The sequence below is a fragment of the Paenibacillus sp. fava2 genome, from assembly GCF_058313675.1.
In genome coordinates, this window is sequence record NZ_CM177755.1 from 5323587 (window position 1) to 5348933 (window position 25347).

Sequence of the window (25347 nt, forward strand, 5' to 3'; positions counted from 1 at the left end):
GGCTCTCAGGATACTTTTTTTGATGGATTATTTACCGCCGCACCCGTCTGGCAAAATCCACAAACTGGAACTTGTCCAGCCGGTGCCTGGATTCGGTGTACTGGAACAGTACAGTGTTCTCCAGATAGACGTAGTTCCGTACAACAACGATATGCGTATATTTCTTCAGATCAAGCAGCCGGTGGTCCTCCTCTGTCGAGGGCTCCACGGAGATCAGTTTTTTGGCATAGCTGATCTTCAGCCCGAGCTCCCCTTCCAGATATTCATAGATAGACCCTGCGGCAATGTCCCTGCTCAGAAACGGCACAATATCCGCCCGGAAATAGTCCTTGTCCAGAATAATCCGTTCTCCTTCGATCTCCCTGGCCCGGATAACTTTCCAGATCAGGGCATCCTCCGGAATCTGCAGCTGTCTGGCCGGCATGGGACCGGCGGGCTCCTGAACGGTCTCTTCAACCAGGGTCCGTGACGGGCCGCCCAGCGTGTCAGACATTTCCTTAAAGGAAATGAGGCCGGTCACGGGAAAATCCATCCGGGTCATGTCCAGCACAAACGAGCCGCGGCCCTTGATTTTGTGGATGTAGCCTTCCCGGAACAGCAGATTAAGCGCTTTGCGCACCGTCTCCCGGGAGGTGCCGTAGCTTTCGGCAAGCTCACTCTCGGACGGCAGCTTGGCTCCGGGCGGAAGCTGGCCGGAATGAATCCGGCTGCTGTATTCATTATAGATTTGCAGATAGATATTTTCTCTCAATGTTGATCACCGTCCTATATTGTATCATGCAATGCCGAAGGAAGCACCGCTTCAATTGTGGACAAGGCGTAACAGAAAAACAGCCCCGGAGGGCTGTCCATCTGCAGTCTTTTTACCGGTGCGGGCCCGTTCAGCCCTTAAGATGAATAGTCAGGATACCGGTCTGCTTGGCTGTCGCCGGTCCGGTCTTCTCTTCAATCCGTTCTACCATCTCCTGTCCGGCAGGAATGATAATCGGCGTAATGACCGGGAGACCGGCAGCACGGATTGCATCCATATCGAACTCCAGCAGCAGCTCTCCGGCCCGGACCTTATCACCGATATTCCGGTGCGAGGTAAACCCGTTGCCTTTAAGGGATACCGTATTGATTCCTACATGAATGAGCACCTGTACGCCGCTGGCATGCTCAAGAATCAGCGCATGCTTACTCTTGATGACATGGGCGACTGTAGCGTCGAATGGAGCATAGACCTTACCGTCAGACGGCTCAATGGCAATCCCTTCACCCATCTGCTTCTCGGCAAAAGCGGGATCAGGAACCTGCTCCAGCGGCACTGCTCTTCCGCTTATCGGTGCAGCCAGCTCGAGAATATTCACCGGCTCCTGCGAGGCCTGCACAGAGCTGCGGCTGGCGAGTTCATTGGTCCCGATCACTGCGCCAGTCCGGGCAGTCTCAGCCGGCTGGTTCTTTTTAGCGCGCTGGACCGCAATACGGCCATACAGCATGGTGGCGGCAAACGGCAGGATGAGCACAATCGCCATCCCGATGAAGAACACGCCCCACTGGTTCGGGAAAATCGACAGGAAGCCGGGAATCCCGCCTACCCCGATGGATGAGGCACGCACGTCGTTAAGTGTCAGCAGCATGCCGGCCAAACCGGAGCCTATCAGCGCGAAGAAAAACGGATAACGATAGCGGATATTAACCCCGAAGATCGCCGGCTCGGTAACGCCCAGAAAGGCGGATACGGAGGCAGTGGCGGCAAGACCCTTGGTCTTCTGCTCCCGGACGATAAAGAACATGGCCAGTGCCGCAGCACCCTGGGCAATATTGGACAGCGCCAGCATCGGCCAGAGGAAGGTTCCGCCCTCACTGCCGATCAGCTGGACATCGACGGCAAGGAACGTATGGTGCATCCCGGTGATAACCAGTGCGGAATACAAGCCGCCATAGATCAGGCCTCCGAGCAGTGCAAAGTGATCGAAGATATAAACGAGACCGTCCGTAATCGCATTACCGATGGCAAACGTAAGCGGGCCGATAATGGTAAACGCCAGAAACCCTGTGATTAGCAGCGCCACCGGTGCAACGACCAGCAGTTTAATGGAATCATGCACCCGCTTGTTCAGGAATTTCTCGATGACGGCCAGAATATAAGCCGAGACCAGTACCGGCAGCACCTGCCCCTGGTACCCGATCTTCTCGATATGCCAGCCGAACAAATTCCAGGTTGGAACAGTCCCTTCAAGCGAAGCGTTGGCATAGCCGTAGGCACTCAGCAGATCCGGATGTACGAGGATCAGACCCAGTACAATCCCGAGCAGCGGACTGCCCCCGAAGCGCGTAACTGCGGCCCAGCCGATCAGTGCCGGCAGAAACGTAAACGCCGTGCTGGCAATGGTATTGATAATGGAAGCAATATCGCTCCAGGCCGGATAGACCTGAACCAGCGACTCTTCATCAAAGAAGATGCCCGGTCCGGTCAGGATATTATTAATCCCGAGCAGCAGACCCGCGGTAACGATGGCCGGAAGGATCGGAATAAAAATATCGGCCAGCGTCTTGATCGCCTGCTGCAGCGGGTTCTGCTTACGTGCGGCCGCCGATTTCACCTCATCCTTGGAGGCGCGGGACCCGCCGGTAATCTTGATCATTTCATCGTAGACGGTATCGACCGTGCCCGGTCCGATTACGATCTGGAACTGCCCCTGGGTCGAGAACTGCCCTTTGACCAGGTCATTGCGGTCCAGCGCTTCCTTGTCTACCTTGCTCTCGTCATAGAGCGAGAATCTCAGCCGGGTTACACAGTGTGTCGCAACCTCGATATTCTCCTTGCCCCCGACGGCCCGGACGATATCCTCTACATTTTTGCGGTCTATAGCCATGTGATCACTCCTTACCTGCTTTATTTATAATGTTGGAATAAAATTACGTGCGGATTAGCCACATGTAGGAGGCATAAGGACTAAGCGGAAGTTCCTGCGCCAAGACCGGGGCTTCTGCCGTATTGCCGATCAGCAGCTCTTGCCCGCCGCCGCTGCCCAGCTCTGCCCATGGCTTGTCCCCGAAGCGGAAGGTGATTTCTTTGCGGCTGAAGTTCGAAACGACCACCAGTGCCGCTCCCTCTGCCTGTCTGGCATAAGCGAACACCTCAGGATGGGCCTCATCCAGTCTGCTGAAATCCCCTTCCACAAACACATCATGCTCCTTGCGCAGGGCAATCAGCCTGCGGTAATGATGAAGGATGGAGTCCGGATCAGCGAGCTCTTTTTGCACATTGATATCCGGGTAACGCTCGTCGACCTTGATCCACGGTGTTCCGGTGGTGAAGCCGGCATTCGGGCTGTCATCCCACTGCATCGGCGTCCGGGAATTGTCGCGTGAACGCTCCTGAAGGATGCTGAGCGCTGTGCCCGGCTTTTTACCCTGCTCCTGCAAAATCCGGTACATGTTCAGCGACTCAATATCGCGGAATTCCTCAATGCCCTTCCAGATCGGATTCGGCATGCCAATCTCTTCACCCTGATAGACATAAGGTGTACCCTGCATGCCGTGCAGCGTTGTCGCCAGCAGCTTCGCACTTTCCACACGGTAGGCCTTATCGTCGGTGAACCGGGAAATGGCCCGCGGCTGATCATGATTGTTGAAGAACAAGGCATTCCAGCCTCCGCCCTGCTGCATCCCGGTCTGCCACTGCGTGAACAGCCGTTTCATCGCCTCAAAATCATACGGCATCAGCTCCCACTTCTGCCCGTTCGGATAATCCACCTTCAGATGATGGAAGTTAAACGTCATGGAGAATTCCCGCTCCTCGGGACTGGAATACCGGATGCAGTGTTCCAGCGTTGTCGAGGACATCTCTCCGACCGTAACCATCTCATATGGCCCGAATACCTCATCGTACATCGCCTTAATGAATTCATGGACACGCGGACCGTCGGTGTAGAACTTGCGTCCGTCTCCCGGCGGCACACTGCCGTCATCATCCGGGAAGCGCTGGTCCTTGGAGATAACGTTAATGACATCCATCCGGAAGCCGTCGACACCCTTTTGGGCCCAGAACAGCATCATATCGTTTACAGCCCGGCGTACCTTCTCGTTCTCCCAGTTGAGGTCTGCTTGCGTTTTGTCGTACAGGGTAAGAAAATATTGCCCCGAAGCTTCGTCGAACTGCCAGGCCGGTCCGCCGAATTTCGACTGCCAGTTGTTCGGCAGCCCGCCATCCGGGCCCGGGTCCTTCCAGATATAATAGTCACGGTACGGGTTGTCCTTGCCGGATGAAGCCTGCTTGAACCATTCATGCTCAACCGAAGTATGATTGACCACAATATCGGTCATCAGCTTCATGCCGCGCCGGTGCAGCTCCTCCACAAGCTCCTCAAAGTCCTCCATCGTGCCGAAGTCCGGATTAATCGCCTCATAATCGGCCACGTCGTAACCGTTATCATACTGCGGCGAAACGTAGACCGGCTGCAGCCAGACAATATCAATGCCGAGCTCCTGCAGGTAATCCAGCTTCTCTGTAAGCCCTTTAATATCTCCTGTTCCGTTGCCTGTCGTATCCTTAAAGCTCTTAGGGTATACCTGATACACCGTGGACCGGCGCCACCATTCCGAATACCGGGTCTGTGTCAAATGAAGCACCTCCAGAATTTGGTTCTCTCCCAATCATTAAACTTGTATATACAAGATCAAACACTTCACACAGTTTAAACCTGTATATACAGGTTGTCAACACGTTTAGGGATGGGCAGCTAAAAGAAACTCTGCCAGGTGGATGGGCGATGGCTGGATTAGTGGGATTTTTCCCCTTGGCGGGGCTCGTATGCGGATGGATGGGCCGATTTAAGGGGATTTTTCCCCTTAGCGCGGCTCGTTTGCGGATGGATGGGCCGATTCAAGGGGATTTTTCCCCTTAGCGCGGCTCGTTTGCGGATGGTTGGGGCGATTTAAGGGGGATTTTTCCCCTGGTGGGGCTCGTTCGCTGGCGGATGAGGCGATTTAAGGGGATTTTTCCCCTTAATGGGGCCCGATTGCGGCGATTGGGCCGATTTAAGGGGATTTTTCCCCTTAATGGGGCTCGTTTGCGGCGGATGGGGCGATTTAAGGGGATTTTTCCCCTTAATGGGGCCCGATTGCGGCGGTTGGGCCGATTCAAGGGGATTTTTCCCCTTAGCGCGGCTCGTATGCGAATGGTTGGGGCGATTTAAGGGGGATTTTTCCCCTTAATGGGGCTCGTTTGCAGGCAGTTGGGGCGATTTAAGGGGATTTTTCCCCTGGTGGGGCTCGTTCGCTGGCGGATGAGGCGATTCAAGGGGATTATTCCCCTTGGTGGGGCCCGATTGCAAGCGGCGGGAGCGATTTAAGGGGATTTTTCCCTTTGGCGCGGCTCGTATGCAGATGGCTGGGGCGATTTAAGGGGATTTTTCCCCTTAATGGGGCTCATTTGCAGGCGGTTGGGCCGATTTAAGGGGATTTTTCCCCTTAATGGGGCTCGTTTGCGGCGGATGGGGCGATTTAAGGGGATTTTTCCCCTTAATGGGGCTCGTTTGCAAGCGGTTGGGGCGATTTAAGGGGATTTTTCCCCTTAATGGGGCCCGATTGCGGCGGACGGGGCGATTTAAGGGGATTTTTCCCCTTGGCGGGGCTCATTTGCAGGCGGTTGGGCCGATTTAAGGGGATTTTTCCCCTTAATGGGGCTCGTTTGCAGGCAGTTGGGCCGATTTAAGGGGATTTTTCCCCTTGGCGCGGCTCGATTGCAAACGGTTGAGGCGATTTCTCCACAGCCCCCTAATGTAGTTGGAGTCCTCCCCCACAAAAATGTAGACTTTATACATGAGGAGGATGAGCACAATGGGAAGAATGTCCGAACAGAGAGAGAAGGCTGCACAGGAGGTCTTGTCTGGCATTAAGGCAGCGGTTGTTGCCAGAAAATATGGTGTTACCCCGGGGACGGTGAATCAGTGGGTAAGGGATTATCGGGAACAGCATGGCGAACAAGAGCATCCCTATCCCCAGGAGCAGGCAGAAGAGCTGAAGCGCCTTCTTGAGGTCGAGCAGAAATACGAGAAGGCCGTCAAAATGCTTGGAGAAAAAGATCTGGAGATCGAGATTCTACGTGAACTGCTAAAAAAGCCAACCCCTGCTTATCCGAGAAAATCAAGGTAGCCGAGCGGTTCATTAAGCAGGGGAATTCAGCAGTCCTGGTGCTGCGTATCATTGGGCTGGCGGAGTCCACATACTATGACCACATCAAGCGCAAGTCGCAGTCCCCGCAAGCAGCTCAAGGTGGGCGCGGGAGACCTGTACCGGGTTATTCCCTTACGGAGTCAGGGGAGAAGATTAGCGACGAGCAAATTCAAGAGTGGCTTCTGGAATTGATTTCTGGAGAAGAGCACGTGTACGGGTACAAGCTGCTTGCGGAATGCTTGTGGAATCAGTACAGGTTAAAGCTGAACCATAAGAAGAGCTACCGGCTGTGTAAGGCACTAGATATCCTGCAGCCACAACGTCAGAAGCGCTTCAAGCATCCCCGGAAGCTGCCAGAGAACCGAGTCATCACCGGATGTAACCAGCTCTGGCAGATGGACATTAAATATGGTTACGTCACGGGTCGCGACAGGCATTTCTTCGTCCTTAGCATTATCGATGTATTCACCCGTGTCATCGTCGGCTACTACAGAGGATCGTCGTGTGAGGCGAAGCATGTCTGTCAGACGCTTTGGAGAGCGATGGACTCTCACTGTACGAATCACAGCGAACGCCCAGTGATACGAACCGACAATGGACCACAGTTCGTGAGCCACCTTTTTGGAGATATGTGCGAAGGTTGGGAGATTACACACGAACGGATTCCGCCTCGAACGCCGGATCTCAACGCTTTTATTGAATCGTTCCACAGCAACATGGAGAGAGATCTATTTGGCAAGGAAGAATTCGCAACGTTTGAAGACGCCTATGAAGCCGTAGACGGGTACATGGACTTCTACAACAACCGCAGAATGCATACCAGTCTTCGCAGAATGCCACCGGCCAAATTTTCAGAGTGGGTCATGAGCCTAGAAGACCGATCCGCCTTCTTCTGGCCGAGGAAAAAGGCGAAATAAAGAGTAAGTCTACGACAAGAGTCGATTTTAAATAGGAGACTCCGGAATTAGGGGGTCGCACCGATTTAAGGGGATTTTTCCCCTTAATGGGGCTCGTTTGCGGCGGATGGGGCGATTTAAGGGGATTTTTCCCCTTGGCGCGGCTCGATTGCAAACGGTTGGGGCGATTTAAGGGGGATTTTTCCCCTTAATGGGGCCCGTTTGCGGCAGATGGGGCGATTTAAGGGGATTTTTCCCCTTAATGGGGCCCGTTTGCGGATGGATGGGCCGATTTAAGGGGATTTTTCCCCTTAATGGGGCTCATTTGCAGGCGGTTAGGGAGATTTAAGGGGATTTTTCCCCTTAATGGGGCTCGTTTGTAGGCAGTTCGGCCGGATAAGTGTGACTTTTCGCCTTAGTACGGACAGGTAAACATACGTCCAACAAAAAAACAGCCGCCTCCTCAAGGAAGCGACTGTTTATGTGCAAACAGCGAACAGGACCAGCTAGTTTTCTTCTAATCCTGTAAACCTTCTAATCCTGCAATCTCTCGTAACACTGCCGCCAGCTGCTCATTCACAGATGAATTTAACGGTAGCAGCGGCAGCAGAAGGGCCGGCGCTGAAATGAAGCCTAATTGCTGTGCTATAGCCGAGGCAACACGCAGACTGCCATATTGGCGGAACAAGACCCATAAAGGTTCGAGCAGCAGAGAAATCTGCTCCGCTTCCTCCTCCCGTCCGGCCAGGGCCAGACGGGTCAGCTTCAGGCAGGTTGCCGGGAACAGTCCGCCCAGCACAGAGAACCATACCTCACAGCCTGCTCTTAAACCGGCTGCTGCCGAAGGATCTCCGCTTATGCCAAGCGCCACGCGGGAGGGAACGAGTTCACGCAGCTTCCCGATCCGTAGTCCCGCCGCCTCTCCCCCGGCAGGAACTCCGGGAATCTTAATAGCCCTCACATGGGGAAGCTGAGCAATGCTGCCGTGCAGCTCATCGCTGAAACGAAAATGCGTCGTATTCGGATTATCGTATACACAGAGCGGCACGGACAGATTGCTTGTCACTTGCTCATACAGATGAAAAACCTCTTCATCCGTTAAAGGCTGGTATGAAACCGGAGCCAGAAGAACCGCTCTTGCTCCTGCCCGCTGTGCATCCTCTGCCATATGCAGTACATCAAGTGTCCGGAGTGCGCTTATACTCGTCATTACGGGTAAACCACCTGCAGCCTGAACAGCAAGCTGTAAAACCCGTTCACGCTGAGCACGGGTAAGATAAGCGTAATTTCCGGTTGAGCCCAGCACTCCGACCGAGTCTACTCCTGCTGATACTAACCGTTCAATCAAAGGAATGAACTCTTTTTCGTTAATACCTGTTTCATTTAATGGGGTAAGCGGAAACGCGGATAAACCTTGGAACATCTGTCAGCACTCCTTCAGTAATGGGCTGTTAATATTGAGCCATTATATGAATGGATTGGACCCATTATAAGTGCCAATTTACAGATATATTACTGGTCCACTGCTGTTATCATACAAATTACACAGGCCATACTTCAGGTCGCTTGTTACTCCGCACCCGGATAACGTCCCCCGAATGCATTTGGGCTGACTGCGTCAATCCGCGCCAGGTCATCAGCAGTAAGCTGAATATCAATCGCTCCGGCATTCTCCTCCAGATACTTCCGGCGTTTGGTTCCGGGAATCGGCACCGTACCTTTGGCAATCGTCCAGGCAATGGCGAGCTGGGCAACCGAGCAGTTCTTTTCTCCGGCAATTTCACCGAGCTTGTTTACTATGTCCACATTCTTCTGGAAGTTGTCTCCCTGGAAACGCGGCAGGATTCTGCGCATATCATCTGCCTTGAAGTCCTCAAATTTCTGAAGCTCTCCGGTGATGAACCCTCGGCTTAGCGGGCTGTAAGCTACAAAAGTAATCCCCAGCTCATTTACTACGGGTATAATTTCTTCTTCAACATCACGGCTCCACAGGGAATATTCCGTCTGCAGTGCAAAGATAGGATGTACGGCATGCGCCCGGCGGATGTTAGCTGCATCTGCTTCGGAAAGGCCCAGATAGCGGACCTTTCCTGCTTTTACGAGATCAGCCATCGCCCCTACAGTCTCCTCAATCGGCACATTGGGATCCACCCGGTGCTGGTAATACAGGTCGATATAATCGAGGCCGAGACGGCGCAGGCTCTCATCAATGGCTTTTTTCACGTAATCCGGATGTCCTCCGATAAACTCCCAGTTCGGTCCGAATGTAAACTTGGTGGCTACTACGGCCTGATCTCTCCGGCCCTTCAATGCTTTGCCCAAGAGCTCCTCATTATGTCCATTCCCGTAAGTATCGGCGGTATCCAGCAGTGTAACTCCCAGCTCCAGCGCGCGGTGCACGGTTTTTATGGACTCTTCATCATCTACAGAGCCGTATATGCCCGGGGACATCCCCATCATGCCCAATCCCATAGAAGAAATAACTAGCTCACTATTTCCGAGTTTCTGCTTTTTCATATCCGGTTTCCCTCTCTTTCCTGGATTAGCTTCGAGAGATAGCTTAGCACACACATAATACAAAGTAAACACTTTTAATGTTTTTTGTCTATTTTGTACACAGTGAATCTATTTGGTGAAATTTCAGGTTATAATACAGCATGAGGGGGTTTTGATGTTGAACAATTCTGTAAGTAATCCGGATAAAATAAAAGAAACACGCTCCAGGCTGATCACCAAGCTGCTGCCCTATTTGCGGAAAAACGGGCTGCAATCCGTGCGGATGGATGAAATCGCCAGAGTAACGGAGGTCAGCAGGGCTACTTTATATAAATATTTTTCCACGAAAGAGGAGATTATCGGCTACATTGTCGAAGGCTTTGTTGTGTATATGAATGAACAGCTGGCTTCATCCCCTCTGGAGTCTGAAGAGAGCTTCGGCATCCGGTTTCAGCAAATGTTTGAACAGTCCGTTTCGCTGATTATCTATTTTACGGAGATCTTCCTGAAGGACCTTGAAACCAGCTACCCTGACTGGTACAGCCGCTTCAACGAAGGCATGCAGCAGCGGGAAGAGCAGATTCTGGCCTATTATCAAGAAGGAATCCGCCGGGGCCTTTTTCATGATCTGAATGGTAAAATCCTCATTATGCAGGATGAGCTTCTGCGCGGAATGTTGAATGTTAAATATCTGATGACCAATCAGCTCACGGTGGAGCAGGTATTAACGGACTATTATCAGCTCAAAAAAATCCAGCTGTTCAAGCCGGACAAGCTGTCCGCCATTGACGATGCCCTGATGAAGCCGAGAATTGAGCATCTGACGCATAAAGTTACAAGCAGTCTATTTTAAACAGCACAAAAACACGCAGCCAAGCGCTGCGTGTTTTTGTGTGGACAGGAAATATGAAGGGAATCAGACCTCGAGCCACCCGTTCCCGATCACTTTTTTATACCAGTAAAAGCTGTCTTTCGGCGTCCGCTCCAGGGTATCGAAGTCCACGTGGATCAGCCCGAAGCGCCGGCTGTAGCCGTCGGCCCACTCGAAGTTGTCCAGCAGCGACCAGGCCATATAACCCTTGACCGGCACGCCGTCCTCCATAGCCCGCTTCAGCTGAAGCAGATGCTTGCCCAGATAGGCAATCCGCTTGTCATCCTGAAGCCTGCCGCCAGCCGGATCGCCGTCATAGCAGGCTCCGTTCTCCGTAATATAGACCGGGATAGCGCCGTAGCGCTCCTTAATATGCACCAGCACCTTGTACAAGCCCTGCGGATAGATCGGCCAATTAAAGTCCGTCCGCTCATAGCCCTCGTCGATATCCTCCAGCTCAAACAGGCCGTTCCCCTGCTTATAGCGTCCCAGCGAACCGGTGTAATAGTTAATTCCCAGAAAATCAACCGGCTGCTTAATATCCTCCATATCGCCCGGCTGAATCTGCACCTTCGCTCCTTGGGCTGCGAAGGCCTCTGTCATGAAACCCGGATACTCGCCCTTGAAAAGCGGGTCCAAAAACCACTCCACCATCCAGCCGGTTCTGCGGCGGCAGGCCTCCGCATCCTCCTGCCGGGAGCTGAACGGATCGCGCCAGCTGACATTCGGGGCATAGCCGATCTGTCCGGAGATCCCGGAGCGCCGGAATGCCTGCACCGCCCTGCCATGGGCGATCATCAGATGATGGGCCACATCCAGCGCGCTCTGCAGGTTCTGCTCACCGGGCGCAAGGTCACCGATGTAGTGGGCTTTGAAGGAGACACACCACGGTTCGTTGAAGGTGGTCCAGAGCTTTATTTTGCCGGCAAAGGCCTTGAACATCGTCTCGGCATACCGGACAAAAGCTCCGATCGTATCGCGATTCTTCCACCCGCCTGTGTCCTGAAGCGCCTGCGGAAGATCCCAGTGGTACAGGGTACAGAACGGTTCGATCCCGTTCTCCAGCAGCTTGTCCACCAGGCGGTGATAGTAGCTTAAGCCTTCTTCGTTAACGGCTCCTGTTCCTTCCGGAAAAATCCGCGGCCAGGATATGGAGAACCTGTAAGTGCGGAGGCCAAGCTCCTTCATATATGCGATATCTTCCTCATAACGGTGGTAGCTGTCGCAGGCGGTATCCCCGTTGTCGCCATTCCGGACCTTGCCGGGCGTATGCGCATACGTATCCCAAATTGACAGGCCTCGCCCGCCTTCGTTCCAGGCTCCTTCAATCTGATAGGCAGCTGTCGCTGCGCCCCATAAGAAATCTCCGGGGAATTGTATAATCGGCACCCCGTTCACTCCTTTTCCCTGTATATAAAATAATCAAAGTCAGCAGCCTTGCGTGTTCCTGCCAAGTCCTGCACACATACCCCCGCGAAGGTTCCGGTAAACCGCAGCGGCTCCTTGGCCTCATCCGAAAGATGGGCGATGTCAATCTCCCCGCCTGCAGGTGACCAGTTATCGGCTTCAACCGCATAATAGAATTGCAATGTTTCCCGGTTGACTACAGCTTTCAGATACACCGGACCGGAATCCGTCAGCGGAAGATCATCCTCAAGCAGCTCGTCGTACACTCCCCGGTCGGACCGGATAATCCCGATCACTCTGCCATGCTGTTCCAGATGTGTAATCCGCAGATACACATAATCCTCTGTGTTGTAATAGAGGATCAGGCCGGCCATCTGCTGGAAACTGTCCGGCTCAAATTCAATCACCGTCTCCGCTTCGATGCTGAAAGCCTGCTGCCGGCGGGCCACCAGACTCTGCCGGTGGCAGGAGCTCAGCGATTCCATGCCCTTCAGCCGCAGGAAGCCCGGCCGCTCGCTGAGCGAGAGCCAGTTCGGACCCGGCGGAATCCGCAGCGTGTTCCACTGGTCGCCCAGCTGCTGCCCGTCGAAATCATCCCGCTCCGCTTCCGGCTCAAACGGTTGCGGCGGCAAAGCCGGCGCTGCAATCTGAGCCAACGGACTGTTCCCTCCGCCATCCAGCCGGAGCCAGCCCTCTTCGTCCCAGTAACACTTCTGCAGGGCGGTCTCCCGGCCCAGGATACAGTGGAAGCCGTCCACAGGTCTAGCGCATAGATGCGCCATATACCATTCACCGGACTGCGTTTCCACAAGTGACCCGTGACCGGCCTTCTGGAGCAGCAGCTCCGGCTGGCCGCTGCTGGTCAGCATCGGGTTATGCGGGTCAATCTCGTATGGCCCAAACAGGGAACCCGAACGGGCCACAGTAACAGCATGCTGATATCTCGTTCCGCCTTCTGCTGTCAGCAGGTAGTAATAACCGCTGTGCTTATACAGATGCGGGCCTTCCGTAAAGCCAATCTCCGTGCCCTCAAAAATCGTTGTAACCGGGCCAATCAGCTTCCCTTGCGACTGCGAATACTCCTGAATGACGATGCCCCCGAATTTGTTCTTGCCTTTGCGGAAATCCCAGCGCATGTTGAGCAGCCATTTCCGGCCGTCCTCATCATGAAACAGGGACGGGTCGAACCCGCTGCTGTTTAGATAGACCGGCTCCGACCATGGGCCTTCTATGTTTTCAGCCGTCACCAGATAGTTATGAGTATCCTTAAAAGCGCCCTTGTGGGACTTCACATCGGTATAAATCAAATAGAACAGGCCGTTGTCATAGGTCAGACAGGGTGCCCATACGCCGTCGGAATCCCCGTTGCCCGCCATGTTCAGCTGGGATATCCGGTCCAGCGGCCGTTTCAGCAGCCTCCAGTTCACGAGATCCCTGGAGTGGTGAATCTGCACACCCGGAAACCATTCAAAGGTGGACGTGGCTATATAATAATCATCCTCTACGCGGACAATCGACGGATCAGGGTTAAATCCGCGCAGTACAGGATTCATAATGACGTTCATCCCTAAGCCCCCTTTACCGGATGCCGCAGCGGCGTTACTGTCACCGGGCCGATCAGCCCGCTCGGCTCCTGCTGGGCAAAGGCGGACAGGAAATCCTGCTGATCCTTGGCCAGCGTATTCGTAACCTCAACGACCAGCGTATTGGTTCCTTGGCGGATGGCCCCCGTTACCTCCATCCGGTACGGAGGGCAGATACACAGACCTGCACGCTGGCCGTTAATCCAAGCTTCCGCCGTTTCGTAGACCTCCCCCAGCTCAAGCAATACACTGTCAGCGGAATCATCCCACTCGAACTCCGTCTCATAACGGAAAGTACCCGAGAAGTCCGGCAGCATATCAGGTGCGCTCATATTTTGCAGCCTCGTCAATGTCACCGGCGCGTCAAACGCAGGATAGGACTCCGAAACGGCAGTGGAAACCGTCCATTCGCCCTCCATTGTAAGCCGCTGCCCGTCAGCAGTCCATGCCCGTTCAGCAGAACAGCCGGTAAGCGCAGCGCCATGCAGCAGCACGATGGATTCATACGGATGAAGCTCAAGCTCCACTGTTGTTGCTCCTGCTTTGCCGCTTGCCTCCATCAGCGTTAAGTGGTTGCGGAAGGCGTCATAACCATATACCGCGCCCTCTCCAGCAAGCGGCAAGGTAACCTTCGTGGAGATGACTTTATGCGGGCTTTCATTAAAGAACATAAAGACATCCGCATCCTCATGTACATAATGGTAATTCCGCAAATACGGCTCGTACCCTTCAGCTTGAATATCATAATAACCAGCGGCAGTAAGCACATCTGCAAGCCCGTTTAATCCGCTAATCTTCACATTCGGGCAGGCAGAAAGGAATAACAACGCAGCGGACACATCTGTACCCTCACTGGAGCGTTCTGGAAGTCCATCTACAAAGTACACAGGCAGCCCCAGCCCCGCATAATCAGCCAGCTGCCGGAGCAGCTCCGCCGGAAGCGCCTCGGCATACGGGATAATCAGGCACTGATAATCCTCAAGGTTAACCTGCAGCTTCCCGTCTTGGATCTTCGCCTGATCCAGCAGTACATCAGCCGGAAGCACCTCACAGTCGATCTGATGCTGCAGCAGCACCTTTACCGGCTTATGGAAATACATTGCTTCCCCCGACCACTCGGCCTCGGCATGGTACAGAACGGCTGCGGTTACCACATGTCTGCCGCCTGAAATCAGATGGCTGATCCGGTTAATGTACCGGTTCAGATAACCGTAGTAGCGGTACTGCGGGTTCTTCCCGCCTGCATACATATGAGGGCCGCAGTCCGGGTCCGGAAACGGCTTCTGGGTAAAAGCATGCGGCACGAACCGGTTCACGCCGCGCACCAGCATATGATCCGTCAGCCACTTCATCAGCTTAAGCCCTTCCGTCCATCCATAGGCTCCATATACCTCGCACATCGTCCGGCCCTGCTTCTTCGGATCGATATGTCCGAGCGATACCCCCAGCTTGGCAAGTCCATAATGGAAAAATTCGCTGTCCGTCACCCCGGAAGCCGAGCGGAACGACACTTCATCAAAGCCGGGAACGATCTGCCACAGCACTACATCCAGGCCCGACATATCCTGCCCCCACATGGACCGGAAGAAATGTCCGGCGCCGGGACCGAGTCTGGCGTGAACGTTGTTGTCTTCAAGCACATGCCCGATATACTCCACCCCGCGAACCCTGCACCACTCCCCGAGCTGGTTGCAGAAGTTCTCCGCATACAGCCTGCTGACAATATTCATGTAGCTGTACCGGACAATGTCCGATTGTTCACCCGCGTCATGCCAGAGGAGATACAGCTGCTTGCGGTAATCCCCGCCCAAAGCCTGCTCCAGCAGAGCCGGCACGTCACTGCTCCACGGGAGTGACACTCCGGCTTTGCCCGGCCTGGACTCGAAATCAAACGTCGTCTTGTCATTATAAAAGCCCGGTTCATCCGAGAAAAAACCGGCAAAGGTCTGTCCGAAATCATCCTTATAGCGCTCATAGACCGCCTCATAAACGGTATCCAGCAGGATGCGGACGGAATCCCGGTCCAGCGGGTTCAAGTAGTCCGCCTGCTTCTCGCCGCCGCCCTGCTTATCCTCGGAGATGACGAAGACCCGCCAATATCCTTCAGGAATATCCCAATACAGGATGCCATCCTGCACGCGGTCCATGAGGTCGATGGATTCACTAAGCAACACCCCGTTTGCGGGATCGCGGCGGACGGCAGCAACGGAGATCAGCTTGTTCCGGCCGCTGGCATTCTGCCACAGAGAGATCGTCGGCCGCAGTCCGGTCAGCAGCAGCGTATCGACCAGCAGAGATGCGCCCGGTGCAGGCCCGACCGTATCCACATAACGTTCGCCCAGAAATCTGCGGTGCAGCTCCTCCGGCGCCTCCTTCACCTTGCCTGCGGCATGACCGGTCGGAAAATGGTCATCATCCAGCAGCCAGACCTTCATTCCGCGCTTGCGCGCCTCGTCCATAATGATGTCCATATCCAGCCACCACTTCGGTCCGAGAAAATCCGGATGCGGCCGGGCCTCGATACAGACCGCCCCGATCCCGGATTGATGGACCCGGGCCATTTCCTCGCGGATTACGTCTTCTTCTTCCCCGTGCTGCCAGAGAAACGGAAGAATATAGTTCTCTTCCCGGCCCTGAAGCACTTCTGTTATACGACTGTTCATAATGACCTCCTGCAGACTAAATTCGCAGCCCCGTTATTTTCGCAAAATTATCCTTTTACCGAGCCGATCATCGCACCTTTAACGAAATACTTCTGCAGGAACGGATACACCACAATAATCGGAACAATGGCAAAAATTACGGTTGCTGCCCTTAACGTGCGCTCGTTGTAGTTCAGATTGGCTGTTGAAGCGGCACCTGCCATAATCACGCTGTCGTCGGTAATGAACTGGCGGATCTTGATCTGCAGCGGGAACCAGCTGGTGTCCTGCAGGAAGAACAGCGGATGCTGGAACTGATTCCACAGCACCACGCCGTAGAACAATGCGAGTGTAGCAAGCACTGCTTTGGACAGCGGGAGCACGAACTGGAACAGCATCCTGAAGTATCCGCAGCCCTCCAGGAAAGCCGCTTCCTCCAATTCCTTGGAGAACTGCTTGAAGAAGGTCCGCATAATGATCAGATTGAACGGATTCAGGATATGCGGGATAATCAGCACCAGCGGATTATCATACAGGCCGATGCCGCGTACTGTCAGGAAGTAAGGCACAATCGGTGCTTTGAAGATCATCGCGATAACAACGGCCATCATGATGACCGAACCCCAGCGGAATTCCGGCTTGGACAGCGGATAAGCGAACAAGGCGGTCATCAGCAGGGCCAGCACCGTACCGATGAGCGTTGTGGTAAGGGTCAGAAAGAACGATCTCCACAGGTCAGGACGGTCGATAATATAACTCCAGGAGTCAAATGTGAATTGCTTCGGCCATAGAGTGACCAGGTTCATGTCCACAGCACTTTTCGAGCTTAACGAAGTTGAAATAACGGACACCAGCGGAATCAGGGCTACAACCGAGAATAGAATGAGTAGCCCGGTGATTACTCCTACAAATACTTTTTCACTTCTTGATGTAAGCATCTTACCAGAGCCCCCCGTCTGAAACCTTTTTAGACAGCTTGTTGAAGGTGTAGACCATTATAAATCCGATAACGGACTGGAACAGGCCTACTGCCGTTGCGAAGCTGTATTGCCCTTGCTGAATACCTGTGCGGAATACATAGGTATCGAGAATATCCCCGACGTTGTAGGTCATCGGCGTCAGCAGGTTGTAGACCTGATCGAAGCCGAGATCCAGGAAGTTCCCGATATCCAGCAGGAACAGCACAAGCACTGTAGGCAAAAGAATCGGGAAGGTGATATGCCGGATCTGCCGGAATCGTGAGGCCCCGTCGATCATCGCAGATTCGTAGAGCTGCGGATCAATGGCACTGATGGCCGCCATATAGACGACGGTGCCCCAGCCGGCATCCTTCCAGATGGAGGCGAGTACATAAATCGGCCGGAAGTATGCGCTTTCCTGCATCGCCAGGACAGGCTCGTTGCCAAACCAACCGAGGACAATGTTAAACATTCCGCTTAAGGAAAAGAAATCGAAGAGAATACCGCCCACGATAACCCAGGAGAGAAAATGCGGAATATACAGCGCAGTCTGAATTCCTTTTTTGAGCGCCGATTTCCGGATCTCATTAATCATCATGGCGAGCAGAACAGGAATCGGAAATACAATGGTAAGCTTGAACAGGCCCAGCAGCAGCGTATTGCTGAATACCCGCAGGAAATCCGGATGCTTCAGCAGGGTTTCGAAGTGTTTAAACCCTGCCCAGGGGCTGTCTATAAACCCCTGGAATACGGAATAATCTTTGAAGGCGATTACAGCACCGGCCAGCGGAATGAATTTGAAGACGATCAGAAAGATCATTCCCGGGATCGCCATGACATACAGCGGCCAGTACACCTTCAGTTGATGAGATGCAATAAATTTCAAAGTGTTCCCCCCATTATCCAGTCGTTGAATTCGTTTACAATGTAACTATATGCCCAGTCCGAAAACGTCTCAATTGGGCGTTTTTAAGTTCATTCAGGGTCATTTTCAACAGAATGAAGACAGCCCTCTTCGGCTAGACTGCACGGTGTATCCGGCCCTCAGTGATCCCGGTTTCATTGAACGCGTCTACCCGCACGTATACCGGCTGGTCAGCGGTCAGTGCACCGATCATTACATCATTGCACCCGAATACCATGTAACTATGATAGAGCTTGTCAGCTGCATATCCCCAGAGCACGTTGTATCCTGTAGCTTCACTCTCGTCCCAGCGCACATGCAGATCCAGCTTACCCTTAAGCGCAGTTACTACACCGCTAGTCTGCTCAGGCAGTTCTCCCGTCCCCTTCCCGAACACTCTGAGCCCGGATATGCAGGCCTGCTGGCCGAACGGCAGCTCCATTATGGTGCACCGGATCAACCGCACTGTCATTCCTTCTTCCCGTACAATCAGATCATGCGAGAGATCTGTAGCGGCTTCTGTCTTATCCTCAATTACAAAATACTCCACGCCGTCCAGCGAGCCTTCCAGCAGCCAGCGGGTAAAGAGCTGCTCCCGGACAATATAACGGTTCTTCTGCAGTGTTGCTCCTTCCGGAAGGTCGACCTGCAGCCGGTCGTCCGCAAAATTAATCTGTACCGCATGCACGGTGTATTCCTGCTGCAGATCAAGCTCAAGCCACTCGCCAGGGCGGCAGGATCCGGCTCTCCACCAGGTCTGCACATTTTCATCTGCCGCCCTGGAGGGCTCATAGCCCTGCTCTGAAGAAGAAGCTGCGGCCGGTTTGCCATAGGAAAGCAGCATCCAGTCCGGCCCGCTCCATGGGTTCAGCTGCCGCTGCTCCACCCTGTACGGCCAATCCCCGTAGCGCTGGTTGCAGAACAGCTCCCCGTCATTGTCAAAGCCTGCAGGCCACAGTCCGAGCCTCCGTTCAAACAAATGGTTCATGCTGATCCGCATCGAGGAGATATGCCACAGATTGCCGTAATGGTCTCCCTGTGTAGAGCCATGTCCGGCTCCCGGCATAAAGCCGCCAGGCTTATAAGAGAAGGGATTATTGTCCGCCAGCCTGAACGGGCCAAGCGGTTTATCCGAAATATAGACCGCATCCGAGTAAATATTATGCTCTGTACCCGGACTGGCATATTGCAGATAGTAGGTCCCGTTATGCTTGTCCATCCACGCTCCTTCAATATAAGGAGCGGTTCCATCCTCAATATGATTTTCGCCCTTTCTTTCATAACCCAGCTGACCGGGGTTTCCATGAATAAGGGCAATCGGGTCTGATAACGGCTGCATGTCCACGGGATTAAGCTCTACGCCGTAAATTGGCGTAACGTTGGAGCATCCCCAGTAGAAATACAGTCTTCCGTCCTCATCCTGGAACAGGTTAGGATCCCAGAACGGGAAGCTCCCTGTTATTTCTTCAAATTCGCCGTTTACCGGATCTTTGGTTCTGTAGAATGAGCAGTTTTTGGACTTGTCCGAGGCGGAGAAATACAGATAGTCCCCAATAACCCGCACATCAGGAGCGTAGTCGTATACAGGCACACCCTCCAGCGGATGGAAGGTCCATTCGGCCAAATTAGGGCTTGTCAGAAATCCCGCAGTCATGGACGGAAACAGATAGTACTCCCCGTGAAAAATAATCAGAGTAGGGTCAGCAGCTTCCCTGAATGCCCCTCTCTTGCCCATAAACTCAACTATCTGGTATTTGTATTCGATGTTTAGCGGATTGCATAGATAAGTCATGTAGCTCCACTCTCCTTGATCAAAAAATAAGTCCGCCCGGCAGCAGACGCCGGGCGGACTTTTGCAGCAATAGCGCCTATTTCTTGATTTTCGCGTACCATTCTCTGGCCCGCTTGGTTACCTCTTCGCCGCCGGACTGGTTCCATTTCTCGACGAACTCGTCAAATTTGCTGATTGGATACTGCCCGAGGATAATTTTGCTGGCATACTCTACATAGAGTGTACGGTTGTTAATATCCGGATAGCCGTCGTATACGCTGGCCGGCATACCGTCACCGGCGATCACCTTGGCATATTTCTGGGCTTCCTGCATATTGCGGTTCACCTGGTCAATTGCCCACATCCGGTCTTCGGAAGCGGTGCTCTTATTCAGATCCATCATGAAATCAAGCGTAGATATTTTGGCATACGGATCAAGAATCAGATTCTCCTGTGTGCTCTTGTCATCCGGCAGTCTGGTTGCCTGGCCGTCCTTCATCGTGTAGTGCATGCCTTCTACTCCGAGATACAGGTCCTTCCAGACCTTCGGATCATACATATTGTTCAGCAGCTTCAGGGTAGCCATCAGCTTCTTCTCGTCCTTGTTGTTCTTCACTACCCAGGCAGGAGGCGTGAAACGTTTCCATGTATAGAAGCCTTCATAGCCCTCAACCTTTGGAACCGGCAGCACTGTAAATTCAGCCTTTACCCCTGTGTTTTTGAACAGATTTTCCAGCGGCAGATAGCCGGATTCAACCCAGTGGAAGTAATTTCCGACTTTATCGGCATGGATTTTGCCGTCCCACTTGTCTTTAGAGTTCAGTAGCGATTCCTTGTCCATGAGGCCTTCCTGATACAGCTTGGCCATATACTCCAGCGCAGCCTTCATGTTCGGGGTTACGGCAGAGTAGGTCAGCTCACCGTTATAGATATCCCAGTCCGGATAGCCTTCAAACATTGCTACACCATACATTGCGAACAGATGGTCCATCCAGCGTGCCTGCTCCCGTCCGCCTGTAGGCAGCTCATCCTGCTGTCCGTTGCCGTTCGGATCCTGATCCCGGAATGCAATCAGAACCTTTTCGTACTCCTCCTGGGTTGTCGGCATCTGTAAGCCCAGCTTGTCGAGCCAATCCTGGCGGATCATGCCGGCATATCTTCCGTAGTCCACCATCCCCGGGATGTAATAGATCTTGCCCTGGCCGGTAGGGTCATTGGCCTTGACGATATCCCACATGTCCTGCGGGATGGCATTCCACAGGTTCGGGGCGTATTCATGCAGCAGATCTGTCAGATCGGCGAGCGCACCGTTTTTCGCCAGGCTGTCTTCCAGTCCCTGCTGCGGCAGGAACAGATCCGGCATCTCGTTGGCGGCAATCTTCAGGTTCAGCTGGTTCAGGTAATTCGTCCCCCCGTTCCATTCCACATACGGATGAAGGACGCCGACGCCAAGCTTTTCCTTATAGAATTCGTACAGCTTGCTCCCCTTCTCAATCGGCTTGTAGCCAATGTTGGTGCCCCAGACCTCGATGTCTACAATCTCGTCTCCGGCAGCACTCTGGTTCTGATCTCCGCTCTGGTTCTGGTTCTGGCTCTGATTATCAGCGGCAGAATTTCCGGCATTGTTGTTACCGCCACAAGCGGTTACAGTGGTAATGGCCAGGGCACCGGTTGCCAGCATTAACCCGATCTTTTTAAATTTCATGTTTCTCCCCCTTAACAGACTAGTTATTGAATCCGCTTACAATAGCAATATTATAATTTGCACAACTGCTCTACAATTAGACATTTTTAAGTTTAAACATGCTATTTTTAAGATAAAAACCACTCCCGTAAGGAGTGGTCTCACCCGAAATCAGCCTCCCGGCAGGTTCCGCCTGAACTCTCTCGGCTTACAGCCTGTCAGCTTCTCAAACATTCTGGCAAAATGCTGGGTATCCGTATAGCCGACCATCTGGCAGACCTCATATACCTTCAGATCTGTATTTTCCAGCAGCTCCTTGGCTTTGTCGATCCGGATTTGAGTCAGGAAATTCAGATAGTTTCCGCCCGTCTTCCGCTTAAACAGCTGGCTCAGATAATACGGGCTGATAAAGAACCTCGCAGCCAGATCAGCCAGGCTGATCTGTTCATTGTAATGCTTGGCTACGTACGCCTTAATCTCGGAGATGACGTCTTTTTTGCGGGACAGATCATGCTCCGCCTTGAAGGCAATTACGCCGCGGATGACCTGGATCATCCATTCCTCCAGATATTCCAGAGTCTGAAACCGGGAGATCCCCTCCAGAGACAGAATATGGCGGCCAACCAGCTCATTCTGCTGCAGTTGCTGGAAGGACAGCTTCCGGATGCTGGACAGCAGGATATTCAGGCACGACTGCTGCAGCTCCGCCGGATTCATCCCCGGCCCTTCAGCCATTACGCGGAACATCTCTCGGATAATGGCTACGCACTCGTCCTCATTCATGTTATCCAGCGCTTCTTCCAGCCTGATAATCAGCTCTTCCGGGACCGGCTGGCTGCGGCCGGCGAGCTTGGTTATCTCACTGTAAGAGATGACCGGATCTCCTCCTTTAATCACCTTATAGCTCAGTGCACTACGCGCCTCCTCGAAGGACTGGCTGATGCCTGAAGCCCGCTTATAGACAGTACCGAGGCCGATGCTGGCCGGAAGATTCAGCTCAGAGGCCAAGGCCTGCTTAAGGCCCTGCACCGCATGCAGCAGGCGCACGTACGGAGTGGTACTGTTATGGGCAATGACCACCGCAATCAGCGGCCCCATGTAACGGAAGCGGTACACTTTATGATAGTGCCGGAGCGTAAGGTCAATCAGCCGGAAAACCGGCTGGAAGCCCGTTTCTTTCAGCTGGCCGGCGCTGCCGCTGAAATCCAGCAGAACGGAGGTGAACCAGATTCCTGCTGTAGGAATCTGCGCTTCGCGCAGCAGCTCTGCCTCAAGCTCCGTATGATCAGGCCCGATATCGATAATGTCACGCAGTGTTTCCTCCTGCATCCGGCTGCTGACCTCATGCTTCAGCTCATCCAGCTTTTGCATTCTGAGCTTGTCAGCCCGGATCGTCTCCATCACCTGATTCACGCTGCTGCGCAGCTCCTCCTCCTCAACCGGCTTGTTGATGTAGAACTGCACACCCAGCTTCATTCCTCTTCGGGCATACTCAAAATCGGCATAGCCGCTCAGCAGGATAAACTTCGTTTTTAAACCCGCGTCCACTGCCATTTTGATCATATCCAGCCCGTCTGCTTTGGGCATACGGATATCCGTAATGGCAATGTCCGGCTGCAGCCGCCGGATCAGCTCAAAGCCTTCGAGCCCGTTGAATGCGGTGCCGGCCACCCTGCAATCGGGAAGATAGCGGCCGATAAGCTTTTTAATGCCCTCCACAATGCCTTTCTCATCATCGATCACAACAATTTTCATCCCTGGTCCCTCCCGCTCCCCGGAATCAGGATTTCAATGGACGTTCCATCCTGTATTCCGGCAACAATCGTCAGATAATATTTGTCTCCATAATGCAGCTTGATGCGTTCTGCGATATTTTGCAGGCCAAGTCCCTTCTCCGGCTGATCATTTACATCCTCAAGCTTGTACTTATGGGAATCCGCCCCCTCCAGAGCAGCAAGCAGCTGTGCCTGCTTGTCCGGACTCATTCCGGCACCGTCATCCGTTATCCGCAGCAGCATCTCCCCCTCATCTGTCCAATGGCCTTCGATGGTGATGGTCATAATGCGGCTGTAGTCTTCAAATCCGTGATTAATGCTGTTTTCCACGATCGGCTGGAACACAAGCGGAATGATGCTGCAGTTGAGCATCTCATCAGGAATGTTCAGCTCAAGCCTGAAGGAATGGTCAAACCGGATATTTTGCAGCTGCAGATAATTGGCTGTATATTCCAGCTCATGCCTTACGGAGTGCTGCCTGCCCTCTTTATTCAAGGTCAGCCGGAACATGCGGGCCAATATTTTAATCATGTCTGCCGTTTCGTCGTCATCCTTGACCAGCGCCTTCATCCGGATCGATTCCAGCGTATTGTAGAGCATATGGGGATTGATCTGATTCTGAAGCGCGATAAATTTAGCCTGACGCTGCTTGATTTCCCCGATGTATACATCCTCAATCAGGGTGCGGATCGTTATAATCATCTTGTTGTAGCTGTGCACGAGACTGCCGATCTCATCACCCCCCTGCTCTTTTTCGATCGCAAGATATTGTCCGACCTCGGCCTGCTTCATGCTCCTGCGCAGCGCCTTAATCGGCCTGGTAATCGTATAGCTCAGACCGAAGGAGAACAGCATGATGACCAGACAGCTTGTCAGAATGACGATGACGGTCATACCCTTGATCTGATTGATCTTCTGCAGCAGCATCGAGCGGGGAATATCCGTCCGGATCAGCAGCTCTCCCTGGGCTGTACTGCTCAGCAGCACAATATGATCCTCATCCTCTTTGTCTTGGAGATATTGCTCGCTCGAATCCAGCACCTGCTTCCAGGACAGCTTTCCGCTGGCCGCGTCAGAGTGGTAGACAATCTGCTGCTGCAGATTGGTTATAACTACACTGATCCCGTATTTGTCCCGGGCCAGAACGAATTCATGATCGAGCTGCAGCAGGGTGAACGGGTCCAGATCAATCAGCAGCATGCCCGCATAGGCCCCATCCGAGCTGAACAGCACTCTTCCCGCAGTGACTACCGCGCCCTCCTCTTTATCCTCGTAATAGGAACGGTCATGCAGACCGGTGATAAAGAAGGTCTCGCCGGAATCGCGGAGCCTGGTATACCACTCCTGGGTGAGCAGCTCCTTTTCATCAACCTTGTTGGTTGAATTACTAAACTGATATACAGTGTCATCCCTGCTGACCAGCATCACGCTGCTCATTTCAGACTTAAGCAGAGCTAATCTCATCAAAAGCCGCTGCACCGCCAGACGCTGGTCAATGACCTTCTCAAAAGGCAAATGATCAGCCTCTCCGAGACTGTAAATAAGATCGTTATCAACCAGCACCGACTTCGTAACCTCTTCGTATTCCTTCATAAATTCATTTAAGGTTGTCCGGATCTGCGACGTATACAGCGAAGCGAACTCTTCGGAGGAATCCTCCAGGCCTCTGGCCGACTGCTGAAAGATGAACACGCTTACAAATGACAAGGGAATAACACACACCAGCACATAGCCCAGCATCAGCTTATTTTGCAGCTTCATATTCCGCACTCTGACAATCCAGTTGTACATCCAGTGATTTCTTTTCATAGGTGACCTGCCTTTAGGTTATTGATCCGTTTATATTACAGGATGTGACCAGCCTTGTATCCTTCTACTTGAAATATACTATTTCAGATTCATAAAAACACAGGTATTTTTAAGTGTTTTTGGGGGTAAATTCATGATCTTTCTTTCGCTAAAAAAAATGCTGGAAGCCGGACCCTGATGGGCCCGGCTGTAAATTTGATCTGCATAGCTTTTATGCTGATTTTCAAATTAATGCGCGGCTAACTGCGGTGTGATTGTATTTTGTACAACAGATTCCATGCTTTACTGCTGAAATTTCCATTCTGTTGTATTTCGTACAATTGATTTCATAGAAACGAAGCCAAAGAACCCAGTACCTGAAAATCTGCTGTATAAAATACAACAGATT

17 protein-coding genes are annotated in these 25347 nt (G+C 52.9%); 3 read left to right on the top strand and 14 right to left on the bottom strand.

What is annotated here, in order from left to right; genetic code table 11:
- Positions 1-31: 31 nt before the first annotated feature.
- The 3 genes from treR to treC all read right to left on the bottom strand — a co-directional run bounded on the left by treR (position 32) and on the right by treC (position 4641).
- Positions 32-751 carry a trehalose operon repressor gene (gene treR / locus AC4G46_RS23490; protein WP_491124840.1) on the bottom strand — a complete coding sequence of 240 codons (720 nt, stop codon included), beginning with the start codon at positions 749-751 and terminating at the stop codon, positions 32-34.
- A gap of 130 nt (positions 752-881) precedes the next feature.
- The gene (gene treP, locus AC4G46_RS23495) at positions 882-2858 is read right to left on the bottom strand and encodes a PTS system trehalose-specific EIIBC component (protein ID WP_491124841.1); all 1977 of its coding nucleotides are present in this window, start codon (positions 2856-2858) and stop codon (positions 882-884) included.
- Positions 2859-2901: 43 nt separating this feature from the next.
- Positions 2902-4641 carry an alpha,alpha-phosphotrehalase gene (gene treC, locus AC4G46_RS23500; protein ID WP_491124842.1) on the bottom strand — a complete coding sequence of 580 codons (1740 nt, stop codon included), beginning with the start codon at positions 4639-4641 and terminating at the stop codon, positions 2902-2904.
- A 1185-nt stretch (positions 4642-5826) separates the two neighbouring features.
- Here treC and AC4G46_RS23505 point away from each other — a divergent pair.
- The gene (locus AC4G46_RS23505; protein ID WP_491124843.1) at positions 5827-6141 is read left to right on the top strand and encodes a helix-turn-helix domain-containing protein; all 315 of its coding nucleotides are present in this window, start codon (positions 5827-5829) and stop codon (positions 6139-6141) included.
- A gap of 38 nt (positions 6142-6179) precedes the next feature.
- Positions 6180-7079, top strand: coding sequence for an IS3 family transposase (locus tag AC4G46_RS23510; protein ID WP_491124844.1), 900 nt, complete (start codon positions 6180-6182; stop codon positions 7077-7079).
- A 496-nt stretch (positions 7080-7575) separates the two neighbouring features.
- Here AC4G46_RS23510 and AC4G46_RS23515 read toward each other — a convergent pair whose 3' ends face one another.
- Both AC4G46_RS23515 and AC4G46_RS23520 read right to left on the bottom strand, forming a co-directional pair.
- Positions 7576-8481, bottom strand: a complete 906-nt coding sequence (locus AC4G46_RS23515) for a dihydrodipicolinate synthase family protein (protein WP_491124845.1) — start codon at positions 8479-8481, stop codon at positions 7576-7578.
- A 146-nt stretch (positions 8482-8627) separates the two neighbouring features.
- Positions 8628-9575, bottom strand: a complete 948-nt coding sequence (locus AC4G46_RS23520) for an aldo/keto reductase (protein ID WP_491124846.1) — start codon at positions 9573-9575, stop codon at positions 8628-8630.
- Positions 9576-9729: 154 nt separating this feature from the next.
- Between AC4G46_RS23520 and AC4G46_RS23525 the strand changes: the two genes are divergently transcribed.
- On the top strand, positions 9730-10407 hold the full coding sequence (locus tag AC4G46_RS23525) for a TetR/AcrR family transcriptional regulator (RefSeq protein WP_491124847.1): 678 nt from the start codon (positions 9730-9732) through the stop codon (positions 10405-10407).
- A gap of 63 nt (positions 10408-10470) precedes the next feature.
- Here the strand turns inward: AC4G46_RS23525 and AC4G46_RS23530 are convergent, their stop codons facing one another.
- From AC4G46_RS23530 to AC4G46_RS23570, 9 genes are all read right to left on the bottom strand, one after another.
- Complete coding sequence (locus AC4G46_RS23530; RefSeq protein ID WP_491124848.1) at positions 10471-11814, bottom strand: GH1 family beta-glucosidase; 1344 nt, start codon at positions 11812-11814, stop codon at positions 10471-10473.
- 5 nt (positions 11815-11819) lie between these two features.
- A complete protein-coding gene (locus AC4G46_RS23535) occupies positions 11820-13397 on the bottom strand; it encodes a glycoside hydrolase family 43 protein (protein WP_491124849.1) in 1578 nt (525 codons plus the stop codon).
- 2 nt (positions 13398-13399) lie between these two features.
- The gene (locus AC4G46_RS23540; protein ID WP_491124850.1) at positions 13400-16078 is read right to left on the bottom strand and encodes a glycosylhydrolase-like jelly roll fold domain-containing protein; all 2679 of its coding nucleotides are present in this window, start codon (positions 16076-16078) and stop codon (positions 13400-13402) included.
- Between the two features lie 47 nt (positions 16079-16125).
- Positions 16126-16995 (bottom strand): carbohydrate ABC transporter permease, encoded by an 870-nt coding sequence (locus tag AC4G46_RS23545; RefSeq protein ID WP_491124851.1) that lies wholly within the window; start codon positions 16993-16995, stop codon positions 16126-16128.
- Position 16996: 1 nt separating this feature from the next.
- Positions 16997-17902, bottom strand: coding sequence for an ABC transporter permease (locus AC4G46_RS23550; protein WP_491124852.1), 906 nt, complete (start codon positions 17900-17902; stop codon positions 16997-16999).
- A 133-nt stretch (positions 17903-18035) separates the two neighbouring features.
- Entirely contained in the window at positions 18036-19712 is a 1677-nt protein-coding gene (locus AC4G46_RS23555) for a family 43 glycosylhydrolase (protein ID WP_491124853.1), read from the bottom strand.
- Between the two features lie 76 nt (positions 19713-19788).
- Complete coding sequence (locus AC4G46_RS23560; protein WP_491124854.1) at positions 19789-21396, bottom strand: type 2 periplasmic-binding domain-containing protein; 1608 nt, start codon at positions 21394-21396, stop codon at positions 19789-19791.
- 150 nt (positions 21397-21546) lie between these two features.
- A complete protein-coding gene (locus AC4G46_RS23565) occupies positions 21547-23130 on the bottom strand; it encodes a helix-turn-helix domain-containing protein (protein ID WP_491124855.1) in 1584 nt (527 codons plus the stop codon).
- Positions 23127-24959 carry a sensor histidine kinase gene (locus tag AC4G46_RS23570; protein WP_491124856.1) on the bottom strand — a complete coding sequence of 611 codons (1833 nt, stop codon included), beginning with the start codon at positions 24957-24959 and terminating at the stop codon, positions 23127-23129. The genes AC4G46_RS23565 and AC4G46_RS23570 overlap by 4 nt, the downstream gene beginning before the upstream one ends.
- Positions 24960-25347 lie beyond the last annotated feature (388 nt).